The following is a 12,955-nucleotide window of genomic DNA, read 5'->3' as shown; positions in this document are numbered from 1 at the left end:
CTCTTTGTAAGAGGCTTTTTTTATTTAAGAGAACTGAGTTACGTTTTTCAGGTTATCCGGAAAATACTGATCAGATAAATTAGCAAATTCATCACCACGCATAAAGATATTAATATCAACATCTGCAAAACTGCTTTTTCCTGCAGCGGCTAAAAGTTCGTTTGCAGAATGAAGAGTGTTTTTATGAAAATGATACACGCGATCTGATTTGTCTGTAACAACCAAACCTTTCATCAGCATTTTATTTTGAGTTGCAACTCCAGTAGGACATTCGTTATTGTGACAACGTAAAGCCTGAATACAGCCTAAAGAGAACATAAATCCTCTGGCACTATTACACATATCTGCACCAAGAGCAATCGCGTGTAAAATAGAATATCCAGAAATGATTTTTCCGCTTCCAATGATACGCATTTTATCGCGAATACCTAGACGTACCAAGGTTTTGTTTACAAAGATTAATGCAGGTTCAAAAGGCATTCCCACGCCATCTGCAAATTCAAGCGGAGCAGCTCCAGTTCCTCCTTCAGCACCATCAATAGTTATAAAATCTGGATAAATATCTTCAGCAATCATTTCTTGGCAGATATTTTCAAATTCGGCAGTATTTCCAATACACAATTTAAATCCGATCGGTTTTCCGTTAGATAAATCACGTAATTGTTTGATGAAATGGATTAGTCCTTTCGCATCAGAAAAAGCATGATGTCCAGGAGGAGAAAGAATCATGGTATGAGGAACAACACCTCTAATTTTTGCAATTTGTTCTGTATTTTTGGCAGCTGGTAAAACACCGCCATGACCTGGTTTTGCACCTTGTGAAAGTTTAATTTCAATCATTTTCACATTCGGAAGATTGGCTTTTTCTTTGAAGTTTTCCGGACTGAAATTTCCTTCTGCATCACGGCATCCAAAATAGCCTGTTCCAATTTGCCAAGTGATGTCACCACCGCCAGCCAAGTGAAATTCCGTCAAACCACCTTCGCCCGTATTTTGGTAGAAGTTTCCTTTTTTTGCTCCAATATTAATGGCGCGAACAGCGTGTTCACTCAATGATCCAAAACTCATAGCCGAGACATTAAATAAAGAAGCAGAATAAGGTTGTTTACAATCTTTTCCTCCAACTAAAACACGAGGTAGTTCTTCGTTTACTTTTGCTGGAAAAATAGAATGTTTGATTCCTTCGTAGTTTTCTGTATTTAAGTTCAATTGTGTTCCAAAAGGTGTACTTGAATCAATATTTTTAGCTCTTTGATAAACCAATGAACGTTGATTTCTGGAAAAAGGTTTTCCATCTGTAGATCTTTCAATAAAATATTGCTGAATTTCAGGCGCAATCATTTCAAATAAATATCTGAAATAACCCAAAACAGGGAAGTTTCTTAAAATAGCATGTTTCTTTTGCGAAGCATTATAAGCTCCAACAATCAATAAAATTGGAATAACAAAAACGAGTAAATAACCTCGTCCGGTATAATAGTAAATTGCGGCAACAATTAGAAACAATAAGAATCCGTAAATAAAGAATTTCTTTCTCATGTTTTTAAAAAATTAAATAGGTAATAAATGCGATAATTAGTTGAATCTTAAACGAACGTAAACGTGTTTGATTCCTTTTTTGTCTGATTCTCTTTCATCAATTTCAAGAAAATCAGTCAGCGATTTCAGCATAGGCGTCAGTTTCGAAAAACCATAGTTTCGAGGGTCAAACTCAGGTTTTTTCTTCACAATCAAATTGCCGACATCCCCAAGAAACGCCCAGCCATCATCATCTTCGATATCTTCAATTGTATCTTCAATTAGTTCAATAGTTTGTTTGTCAATTTTATGAAGCGCTTTTTCAGCTGGTTTTTCAACTGGTTTTTTGGTATCGGCGGCAACAGTTTTTGGTTTTTTCTTTTGAGTTGCTCCGTCCAAAACCTCAATATAAATAAATCGGTCGCAGGCAACAATAAACGAATTTGGCGTTTTCTTTTCTCCAATTCCAATTACTTTCATACCAGATTCACGAAGTCTTACAGCCAGACGTGTAAAATCGCTGTCACTGGACACAATACAGAATCCGTCTAATTTTCCCGAATACAGCAAATCCATAGCATCAATGATCAGAGCAGAATCTGAGGAATTTTTTCCAACCGTATAACTATATTGTTGAATAGGAGTGATAGCATGTTCTAATAAAACACCTTTCCAGCCATTTGCATTTGGTTTTGTCCAGTCGGCATAAATCCTTTTCGTAGTTGGCGTTCCGAGTTTTGCAATTTCTTCCATCATGCCTTTTACATTACTGTAGGGCACATTATCTGCATCAATAAGAACTGCCAGTTTTAAATCTTTTGAATTGCTTAAAGGCATTATTTTAATATTAAAAATTAAATACTCTCAAAGTTAAAATTAAAATTGGTTTTTATAAGAATTCAATGATGAATAAGTGATTAAATCAGCATTAATTATTTTCATTATAAATAAGTTTTCAAGAGTTTAAAATTAATTAAAGATAAATTTGTCTTTTATATAAAAGCTCTATATCTTTGTAAAGAATTAATAAAGGATGTATGTTTTCAAAAGCGTGTGAATACGGAATAAGAGCTTCAATATTTATTGCAACCAAATCCTCAAAAGGAATTAGGGTTGGAATAAAAGATGTAGCGAAAGAGATTGATTCTCCAGAACCGTTCACAGCCAAGATTATGCAGATTTTAACCAAAAGTGGCATCATTCATTCGGCAAAAGGAGTAGGAGGCGGTTTTGAAGTTTCCCCAGAAGCATCGAAGTCCATAAAGTTAATTCAAATTGTAGATGCCATTGATGGAAATAAAATTTACAGTGGTTGCGGAATCGGCCTTAAAGAATGTTCTGAAATACATCCTTGTCCCGTTCACCATGAATTTAAAAAAATAAGAAGTTTGCTTTTGGAAATGCTCACCAAAACGACTTTAGAACAATTGGCTTCGGACGTAAAATCGGGAGATTTCTTTTTAAAAACACTAAATATAAACGATTAACATATAATAAATTATCTTAAAAATGAATACAAAAACCAAAATTTCAGTATTAATCCTAATGGGATTTTTAGCAGTTACTTCTTGTGGTAAAAAAGAAACAGCTCCGGCTGATCAGACAGAAACAACTGAGCCATCGACAGAAGGAGAAGCTGCACCAGTAACACCAGCTGCTGAAGAAAATGTTTTAGTTATTGAAGGAAATGACCAAATGCAGTTTAATGTAAATGAATTAAAAGCGGTTGCAGGAAAACCAATTAAATTGACGTTGAAACACGTTGGTAAAATTCCAAAAGAAGCAATGGGACACAATTTAGTGATTTTACAAGAAGTAACAGATCAAGCTGCTTTTGCTCTAAAAGCGAATGATGCTAAAGCAACTGATTATATTCCAGAATCTGAAAAAGCTTCAGTTATCGCTCACACTAAATTATTAGGTGGTGGAGAAGAAGATACAATCGAGTTTACAATTGATAAAAAAGGATCTTATCCATTTATTTGCTCTTTCCCAGGTCACGTAGCCATGATGAAAGGTGTTTTAATTGTTGAGTAAATAATAAAGACTCCAAATACTGAAAATGGATTTGGAGTTTTTTTAAAAACCAATAAAGGATAAAAATGTCTTTTATTGAATCAAAAAAAAGATGAAAAGAGAAAAAAAATTATGGATAGTTTTTGCATTGGTAATGAGTATATCATTTGCAGTGCTTGGATATTACGGTTATGAAATCTATCAGCAGGCACCACCAATTCCAAAAGAAATTGTAACCGATTCTGGTAAAGCTGTTTTTAGCGAAAGCGAAATTAAAGACGGACAAAATATCTGGCAGAGTATAGGAGGCCAGGAAGTGGGATCTATCTGGGGACACGGCGCCTATGTGGCCCCAGACTGGACCGCAGATTGGCTGCACAGAGAGGCGGTTTTTATACTGGATCTTTATGCTCAAAAAGATTTCAATAAGAAGTATGAAGAATTAGACGCTGAAAAACAATCGGCTTTAAAAATTCGTCTTCAAAAAGATGTAAGAACTAATCGCTATAATCCGGATACAGGAATTCTAACCATTTCTGAAAACCGTTTGGCAGCAATTGAACACTTAAGTGAATATTATAAAGGTCTTTTTACGAATGATCCAAAATTTGATAAACTGAGAGGCGACTATGCGATTCCGAAAAACTCTATTACAGATGTTGATAGAATGCATAAAATGAATGCCTTTTTCTTCTGGGCAACGTGGGCAACAGTTACCAATCGTCCTGATGGAGATATTTCATATACGCACAACTGGCCTTCTGATGAATTGGTTGGAAATACAGCCACAACAGAACTTTTAGCGTGGTCTGGAGTTAGTATTATTTTATTGATTTTAAGTGTTGGGATTTTAGTTTTCTATCACGCAAAATCGGGTGAAGAAGAAGAATTTCCGTTACCAAAAGAAGATCCGCTTATCAAGCAGGGAAAAACCAAATCTATGGGATTGGTGACTAAATATTTCTGGATTGTGAGTTTGCTGATGGTTTTACAAATGGTTTTCGGAATCATCACAGCACATTATGGAGTGGAAGGAAATGGTTTGTACGGAATACCGATTGATAAAATCTTGCCTTACGCTGTAACACGTACATGGCACACGCAATTAGCGATTTTCTGGATTGCAACAGCTTGGCTGGCGACAGGATTGTATATTGCTCCGGCGGTTTCTGGTAAAGACCCGAAATTCCAATGTTTTGGTATCAACTTCTTGTTTATTGCGCTTTTGATTATTGTTTTAGGTTCAATGGCTGGACAATGGTTTGGTGTAATGCAAAAATTAAACTTGGTTCAAAACTTCTGGTTTGGTCATCAAGGTTACGAATATGTTGATTTAGGCCGTTTCTGGCAGATTTTCCTTTTAGTGGGATTGTTTTTATGGTTGGCTTTAATGGTTCGTCCGTTACTTCCAGTTTTAAAGAAAAAAACAGAAGAGAAAAACCTAATCATTTTGTTCTTAGTTTCTTGTAGCGCGATTGCAATGTTTTACGGGGCAGGATTAATGTGGGGAAGACAAACCAATTTAGCAATTGCCGAATATTGGAGATGGTGGGTAGTGCATCTTTGGGTTGAAGGTTTCTTCGAAGTATTTGCAACGGTTGTAATTGCATTCTTGTTTGTTCGTTTGGGATTATTAAAAACGAAAACAGCGACTTTAAATGTACTTTTTGCGACGATTATTTTCATGTCTGGAGGTATTTTAGGAACATTCCACCACTTATATTTCTCTGGTACACCAACAGCAATTATGGCTTTAGGAGCAACATTCAGTGCATTGGAAGTTGTACCTCTAACTTTAATCGGATTTGAAGCGTATCAAAACTATAAAATCTCAAAATCAACGCAATGGATTGCCGATTACAAATGGCCAATTTACTTTATGATTTCTGTAGCATTTTGGAATTTCCTAGGAGCCGGAATCTTCGGATTTATCATTAATCCGCCAATTGCGCTTTATTATGTACAAGGTTTAAATACAACGCCTTTACACGGACACACGGCTTTATTTGGAGTTTACGGAATGTTAGGAATTGGTCTGGTATTATTTGTACTAAGAAGTTTATACCGAAATGTAAGCTGGAATAACAAACTACTTAAAATTACTTTTTGGTCTTTAAATATTGGTTTATTCCTAATGGCAATTCTAAGTTTATTACCAATTGGAGTTTGGCAAGCAGTTGAAAGTATCAATCACGGAATGTGGTACGCTCGTTCATCAGAATTAATGCAACAGCCAACAATGATTACCTTAAAATGGCTTCGTGCGATTGGAGATTCAATTTTCGGAATCGGATTTATTACAATGGCTTGGTTTGTATTTGAACTGACCTTAAAAAAGAAAAAATAAAAACAAATTTAATATTGATTACCATGGAAAATTTAAAAAACAAAACAATAGGATCGTTTGTAGCCGAAGATTTTAGAACGGCTGCTGTGTTCTCAAAATATAGAATTGATTTTTGCTGCAAAGGAAATCGAACAGTAACTGAAGTTTGCGAAAAACAAAATATTGATGCAGATACTTTACTGGAAAATGTGCTTCAAGTTGTGCAATCAGAAAACAACGGAAGCATCGATTTTAATTCATGGCCTTTAGATTTATTGGCAGATTATATTGAGAAAACGCATCACCGTTATGTGGAAGAAAAAACAAATGTTTTACTTCCGTTTTTAGATAAATTGTGCAAAGTACACGGAGCAAATCATCCAGAATTATTTAAAATTAACGAATTGTTCCAAGGTTGCGCGGGTGAATTATCACAACATATGAAAAAAGAAGAATTGGTTTTATTTCCATTTGTGAAAAGAATGGTAAAAACGAAAGAATCTGATGGAATTTTATCTCAACCATCTTTCGGAACTGTTTCAAATCCGATTGCAATGATGATGCATGAGCATGATAATGAAGGTGAACGTTTTAGAGAAATTGCAGCTTTAACCGATAATTATACTCCGCCAGCAGATGCTTGTACGACTTACAGAGTAACTTTTGCGATGCTGAAAGAGTTTGAAGCGGATTTACACAAACACATTCATTTGGAAAACAATATTTTATTTCCGAAAGCTGTGATTTTAGAAAAAGATTTTGTTGAAGTAGAATAAAGGTTAATTTTAATAGTTGGGAAAGCACCGATATAATATCTAAATATGATAATTATCGGTGTTTTTTATTTCAATAAAACTTAATTTTAACGGATAATTTTTGAACCATATAAGTCATATAAGTTCATTTAAAACAAACTTATAATTTCTTATATGAACTTATATGGTTTTAAAACTTTACATTATGAATTCTCAAAAAAGCTGGATACTTTGCTGTTTTTTTAATTTTCTGATTGCCTGTGTTTTCGGATTATTGATGCGGTTTATGTATCTTTTTCCATTAGATTTTCTAAACTATAGTTTTTTGCTTCATGCGCATTCTCACGTTGCCATGTTGGGCTGGGTTTATATGATCGTTTATGTTTTGGTTGTTCATTTTTTTATTCCAAAAGAGAAAAGCCAGAAACCTATTTATAATCGTTTGTTTTGGTTGACAGAATTTTCAGTAATCGGAATGATGATTGCTTTTCCAATTCAAGGGTATGCTTTGTTTTCGATTGTTTTTTCAACGATGCATATTGTACTCAGTTATGTTTTTTGCCGTTTGGTTTGGAAAGACAGTTTAAGAGATAAATCACCATCGCAAAGACTTTTGTTGGTTTCGATTCTGTTTATGATTTTATCGACTTTCGGAGTTTGGTGTCTCGGACCAGCTGTAAGTACATTAGGAAAACAAAGTGCATTTTATCAAATTGCGATTCAGTTTTTTCTTCATTTTCAATTTAATGGATGGTTTATATTGGCGATTTTGGCTTTGTTTTTAAAACAATTTCAAAATAAAATGGATGAGGTAAAGTTTAAGAAGTTTTATGTTTTAATGATTGTTTCTACACTTTTAACGGTTTGTTTTCCAGTTCGCTGGTTTATCGAAAATGATATTCTGAGTTATGTCAACGCTTTAGGAGTTTTGCTTCAATTGGGAGCTTTTATTTATTTCTATCAAATGCTTAAACCGCAAATTCGTCATTTCAAAAGTGCTTTAGATAAAACCACTAAAATAGTTTATGGTTTGGCTTTGTGTTCTTTATTGCTAAAAGTCGGAATTCAATTGCTGACTATTTTTTCAAATCTTGCCGAAGTTTCACATCAAATCAGAAATTTTGTAATCGGATTTATTCATTTAACGACTTTAGGAATTATCACCGGATTTTTGTTTGGAATTTTGCTTCAGAATAAAATGCTTTCTGCGAATTCTTCTTCATTAAAAATAGGAGTGAAGTGCTTTATTTCGGGATATATTTTGACCGAAGTTTTGCTGTTTCTTCAAGGTTGGCTTTTCTTTTTTGGAGAAGGAAGTCTTCCTGGATATTTTCAAAGTATTTTGATTTTTAGTATTCTTTTGGTTTTGGGATTAATTTTAATTATGTTATCAATGATAAAATTAAAGTTTGATGATTTAGAAAATAAATTAATGATTAAGTAAAAAGTCCCAGAGGGATGACATATTTATAGAAGAATAAGATACTAGAGAAAAGAAGCTCCAGCGGAGCGAAATATTTAGAAAATGTTTTAATAAAGATTAGAGAGCCCCAGCTGGGTGAAATATTTTCTAAAAGTTATTTTTTTCTAACCTGATAAATATTTCACTCCGCTGGAGCTTTATAACATAACGTGTAATAATGTTTTCTATAAATATTTAGCTTCTCCGAAGCTCTTTTTTTTGACTGTTTTGTTTTTTATATAAATATCTCACTCCGCTGGAGTTCTATAACATAACGTGCAATAATGTTTTCTATAGATATTTCGCTTCTCCGAAGCTTTTATTATAAATAAAAAACAAGAGCAGATTTTATCATAAACCTACTCTTGTTCTTACTAATTAACCTATTTAAATATCTATATTTTTCCTGCTTCCATATTTATTGCTTCAATTGTTTTCTCATTATTTACACCTAAACCTTCTTGTTGAAAAACCAATTCTCCTTCTGGATTAAAAACACTTATGATATTCGAATGTGAAAAATCTATTGGCGATATTTTTTTATAATTTACTGCTAAAACTGCCGCAAATTCACGAGTGTTTTCTTCTGTTGAACGAAGGAAAATCCAAGGATCTTGATTCATTTTATTTTCAATGGCAAACGATTTTAATCTTTCTGGAGTATCTGTATTTGGATCGATACTAACCAAAATCAATTTTACATGTTGTTTGGTTTGTTTTTCCAATTTGGATTCAATATCGCGCATATCGGCAACCAATCTCGGACAAGCCGATTTACAACTCGTATAAATCATAACCATTACCAGAACGTTTCCTCTCAGGCTTTTCAATTCGATATCTTTTCCATCTTGTGTGGTCCATTTAGAAGGAAGATTATAAATCGATAAATCGCTGATTTCCTTTTTTGTTTCTGCTTTAGCTTCTTTTTTATCTGCTTCTTTACAACTGTAAAATGCGAAGAGAAGAAGAAAAGCAATTGCTATTTTTTTCATTTTAAACTAATTTAAATTAGATTTTCGGTTTTGTCGTACTAGCACATCTAAATCCAAGATTTCTTGTAGAATATTGTGCTTTCAAGCTTCCGCGAAAAGCGTAACGCATAAAAGCGGCATAATCCATTAAATCAGATGCATTTACTGATCCGCTTCCGCAGAAAAGATTTTTATCAGTACTTTTATCTTTTCTAGATTCTCCAGATAAAAAAATGCTGTTAAAGTCAGAAGTCCATTCCCAAACTAAACCGTGCATGTCGTAAACTCCCCAATAATTTTTGAAAGTTTTTCCAATTTCATTTTCATACGTTCTCGACTTCTCATACCAAGACAAAATATATTCGTTGAATTCTTTCTTGGTTCTGGCATCGATCTTTTTGGTGTCGGCCATTGCTACATATTCCCATTCGTCCATTGTGGCTAAACGCTTTCCTTCGCATTCGCAATATTTTTTTGCAGCAAACCAAGAAACACCTGTAACTGGTGAATTTGGTTTTGCATTTCCAAAATTAAAATCGCTTTTCCAGTAAGACAAATAGCTTTTATCAGCAAATATTCCTTTAATTTTTGATTTTTGATAAGAAGGATTCTTTTTGACAAATTCTAAAAATTGGGCGTTTGTTACAGGATAAACATCCATGTAGAATGATTTTACCACAACAGGATTTTTAGAAACGGCTCCATAAAGAGGGACAAAAGATCCCCCTTTTATGAAAACCATTCCTTTTTCCTGGGCTTTCATGACACTAAACACAGAGAAAAAGAGAGTTATTAGTATGAAAATGTATTTTTTCATGCTGTTAGTTTTGCTGTTATCGTAACGCTTTCACCATTTCAGGAGTGATTTCTGTTTTGTTATTGCCCCAGCTGTTATAGATGTAAGTCAATACATTTGCAATTTCATCATCAGACAAATTCTGAGCAGGCATTATATTGTTGTATTTTTTACCATTAACGGTTACTTCTCCAGTTAAACCGTGAAGAATGGTATTAATAGCACGTTTAGAATCGGCATTTAAATAATCTGATTTTGCCAAAGGAGGGAAAGTATTCGGAATTCCTTGTCCTTCAGATTGGTGGCAGGCAAAACAAGTTGTGCCGAAAATTTCTTTACCAATTTTAACTTTCTCTGCAACAGTTCGTTTTGGAATCTCCGTTTTTGCAGCCGTAGTCCCTGGCATTTTCTGAATTGTTCCGCCTTCAGGCAAATAAATACCTTCCTGAATAGTTCCAGAGTAAACGTTTTTATTTTCTTTTCCTTCCACTTTTAACATTCCCAATGCCCCTTTATTAAATGCTCTGAAAATTGAGTGATCCACTAAGATGAAAGTTCCGGGAGTTTCTACTTTAAAATCTACAATTGCAGCGCCACCAGCAGGAATTAAAGTCGTTTGTACATTTTTGTTTATTGTACTTCCGCCTTCAACGTGTACACTGTCGAATATTTCTCCAATAACGTGGAAAGAAGAAACTAGGTTTGGACCACCATTTCCAACATATAAACGAACCGTTTCTCCCACTTTTGCTGTCAATTCACCTCCATTTGTTAAAGCGCCAACTTTTCCGTTAAATACAACATAATCGGGAGTTTCTTTTACGGCTTTATTCATATCAAATGGCTGTAGACCTTTTGCTCCGTATTCACCTTGAGTGTAGAAATCACCCTGCATTACGTAGTATTCTTTATCTACAGGAGGAAGTCCGCCTTCTGGTTCAACCAAAATTAATCCGTACATACCATTTGCAATGTGCATTCCCACGGGAGCTGTAGCACAGTGATACACATACAATCCAGGATTGATTACTTTAAAACTAAATACTTTTTCATGCCCTGGTGCTACAAGAGATGAGGTTGCTCCACCACCTGGACCCGTTACGGCATGTAAATCGATATTGTGTGGTAATTTGTTGTCTGGATGATTTTTTAAATGAAATTCGACTTCGTCACCCACACGTGTTCTGATGAAACTTCCTGGAACAGAACCTCCAAAAGTCCAGTAGGTGTATTTTACACCGTCGGTCATGGTACCTTCCTGTTCTTTGATTTCCATGTTTAATTTTAATTTCATGGCTGTTCTGTTTCCAACCGGTTTAGGAACATGAGGAGGCGAAGTAAGCTCGGCTTCCATTTCTCCTTCAGTCATAATATCTGCATAATTTTTGGCTTCCTCTTTTTTGCAACTGCCTAAAAGAAGAATCATAAAAAACGAACAAAGTATCATGTTCATTTGTGTCCAAATTTTGTAATTTCTTTTCATATCACTTGGTTTTTGTTTTCGTTTAAATATGAGTCAAAAATAAAAGACTAATTTGTCTTTTATTATGATAAAAATCATACTTAGATTATTTTAATTCGATTTCAATGATGATTTTTAGAGATATTTTAAGGTAAATCCTGCAAAAAAAAATCTACGTATTATTTTTAAATAAAAATAATTGAGGCTCTTCATTTTAAATTAATATTGATTATTTTTGCTCGCTGATAAAGTAAAAAAAATTACTACAATATATTATGGTAAAAGATTTATTCGAAAGAATTCAGGACAATAAAGGACCATTAGGAAAATGGGCTTCTCAAGCAGAAGGTTACTATGTTTTTCCTAAATTGGAAGGAGAGTTGGGTCCTAGAATGCAATTTCACGGAAAAAATATTTTAAACTGGAGTTTAAATGATTATTTAGGTCTAGCAAATCATCCTGAAGTTCGTCAGGCAGATACAGATGCGGCAATTCAGTTTGGTGCAGCTTATCCGATGGGAGCTCGTATGATGTCTGGCCACACTACGTACCATGAACAATTGGAAAATGAATTGGCTGAATTCGTAATGAAAGAATCTGCTTATTTATTGAATTTTGGTTACCAAGGAATGGTTTCTATCATTGATGCTTTGGTTACTAAAAATGATATTATTGTTTATGATGTAGATTCACATGCTTGTATCATTGATGGTGTTCGTTTGCATATGGGTAAACGTTTCACATACAAACACAATGATTTGGAAAGTATGGAGAAAAACTTGCAGCGTGCTACTAAAATGGCAGAAGAAACAGGCGGAGGTATTTTATTTATTACTGAAGGTGTTTTTGGAATGCGCGGACAGCAAGGTAAATTGAAAGAGATTGTTGCTTTAAAGCAAAAATACAATTTCCGTTTATTAGTTGATGATGCACACGGTTTTGGAACACTTGGAAAAACAGGTGCCGGAGCAGGTGAGGAGCAGGGAGTTCAAGCAGATATTGATGTTTACTTCTCTACTTTTGCAAAATCTATGGCAAATATTGGTGCTTTTGTTGCAGCTGATAAAACGGTTATCGATTATTTAAAATATAACTTACGTTCTCAAATGTTTGCAAAAGCATTGCCAATGATTCAAACAATTGGTTCTTTGAAACGTTTAGAATTATTGCGTAAATCTTCTGAAATTAAAGATAAACTTTGGGAAAACGTAAATGCTTTGCAAAGCGGTCTTAAAGAAAAAGGATTTAATATTGGAGATACCAATACTTGTATTACCCCAGTTTACTTAGAAGGAAGTATTCCAGAAGCGATGGTAATGGTGAATGATTTAAGAGAAAATTACGGTATTTTCCTTTCTATCGTGGTATATCCAGTTATTCCAAAAGGAATCATTTTATTAAGAATGATCCCGACAGCTTCTCATACTTTAGCTGATATCGATGAAACGTTAACTGCTTTTGAAGCAATTCGTGAGAAATTGACAAACGGAACTTACAAAGAAATTGCAGAACGTACAACTGTAGACGTTTCGTAATGATTTAAAAATAGATTTCCATGTGGGAATTATGTAAAAAAATCCATTCGTTATGCGAATGGATTTTTTTTATTTAAAGTAACTTTATTTCATAATCACAAAATAAAAATGAGG

At 34.1% G+C, this 12,955-nt stretch carries 11 protein-coding genes; 6 read left to right on the top strand and 5 right to left on the bottom strand.

The genetic code is table 11. The features are described 5' to 3' along the window. Nucleotides 1-24: 24 nt before the first annotated feature. Together NQQ59_RS05635 and NQQ59_RS05630 are read right to left on the bottom strand one after the other, a co-directional pair. Nucleotides 25-1,539 (bottom strand): FMN-binding glutamate synthase family protein, encoded by a 1,515-nt coding sequence (locus NQQ59_RS05635; RefSeq protein WP_144214677.1) that lies wholly within the window; start codon nt 1,537-1,539, stop codon nt 25-27. 36 nt (nt 1,540-1,575) lie between these two features. Beyond that, entirely contained in the window at nt 1,576-2,355 is a 780-nt protein-coding gene (locus NQQ59_RS05630; protein ID WP_144214676.1) for an NYN domain-containing protein, read from the bottom strand. Between the two features lie 200 nt (nt 2,356-2,555). On the opposite strand from NQQ59_RS05630, the gene NQQ59_RS05625 reads away from it, so the two are divergent. The 5 genes from NQQ59_RS05625 (at nt 2,556) to NQQ59_RS05605 (ending at nt 8,059) form a co-directional block, all read left to right on the top strand. Continuing rightward, a complete protein-coding gene (locus NQQ59_RS05625; RefSeq protein WP_144214675.1) occupies nt 2,556-3,005 on the top strand; it encodes an RrF2 family transcriptional regulator in 450 nt (149 codons plus the stop codon). A 22-nt stretch (nt 3,006-3,027) separates the two neighbouring features. After that, complete coding sequence (gene azu / locus NQQ59_RS05620; protein ID WP_144214674.1) at nt 3,028-3,555, top strand: azurin; 528 nt, start codon at nt 3,028-3,030, stop codon at nt 3,553-3,555. A 91-nt stretch (nt 3,556-3,646) separates the two neighbouring features. Then, a complete protein-coding gene (locus tag NQQ59_RS05615) occupies nt 3,647-5,881 on the top strand; it encodes a nitric-oxide reductase large subunit (protein WP_144214673.1) in 2,235 nt (744 codons plus the stop codon). 23 nt (nt 5,882-5,904) lie between these two features. Beyond that, the gene (gene ric / locus NQQ59_RS05610) at nt 5,905-6,636 is read left to right on the top strand and encodes an iron-sulfur cluster repair di-iron protein (RefSeq protein WP_144214672.1); all 732 of its coding nucleotides are present in this window, start codon (nt 5,905-5,907) and stop codon (nt 6,634-6,636) included. Between the two features lie 184 nt (nt 6,637-6,820). Next, nucleotides 6,821-8,059: a cbb3-type cytochrome c oxidase subunit I gene (locus tag NQQ59_RS05605; protein ID WP_257698153.1), complete on the top strand. Its 1,239-nt coding sequence runs from the start codon at nt 6,821-6,823 to the stop codon at nt 8,057-8,059. A 413-nt stretch (nt 8,060-8,472) separates the two neighbouring features. Here NQQ59_RS05605 and NQQ59_RS05600 read toward each other — a convergent pair whose 3' ends face one another. Genes NQQ59_RS05600 through nirK form a run of 3 tightly spaced genes read right to left on the bottom strand, consistent with a single transcriptional unit; the run spans nt 8,473 to nt 11,270 of the window. Further along, entirely contained in the window at nt 8,473-9,069 is a 597-nt protein-coding gene (locus NQQ59_RS05600) for an SCO family protein (RefSeq protein WP_144214670.1), read from the bottom strand. Nucleotides 9,070-9,085: 16 nt separating this feature from the next. Beyond that, nucleotides 9,086-9,865, bottom strand: coding sequence for a formylglycine-generating enzyme family protein (locus tag NQQ59_RS05595; protein ID WP_144214669.1), 780 nt, complete (start codon nt 9,863-9,865; stop codon nt 9,086-9,088). Between the two features lie 16 nt (nt 9,866-9,881). Then, on the bottom strand, nt 9,882-11,270 hold the full coding sequence (nirK, locus tag NQQ59_RS05590; protein WP_372497214.1) for a copper-containing nitrite reductase: 1,389 nt from the start codon (nt 11,268-11,270) through the stop codon (nt 9,882-9,884). A gap of 311 nt (nt 11,271-11,581) precedes the next feature. Here nirK and NQQ59_RS05585 point away from each other — a divergent pair, with 311 nt between their 5' ends. Next, complete coding sequence (locus NQQ59_RS05585) at nt 11,582-12,841, top strand: aminotransferase class I/II-fold pyridoxal phosphate-dependent enzyme (protein ID WP_144214667.1); 1,260 nt, start codon at nt 11,582-11,584, stop codon at nt 12,839-12,841. Nucleotides 12,842-12,955 lie beyond the last annotated feature (114 nt).

It is taken from the genome of Flavobacterium panacis, from assembly GCF_024649945.1.
Taxonomy (GTDB): Bacteria; Bacteroidota; Bacteroidia; order Flavobacteriales; family Flavobacteriaceae; genus Flavobacterium; species Flavobacterium panacis.
Note: the sequence above shows the minus strand (reverse complement) of the source record. Positions and strands in the feature narration are given on the sequence as shown.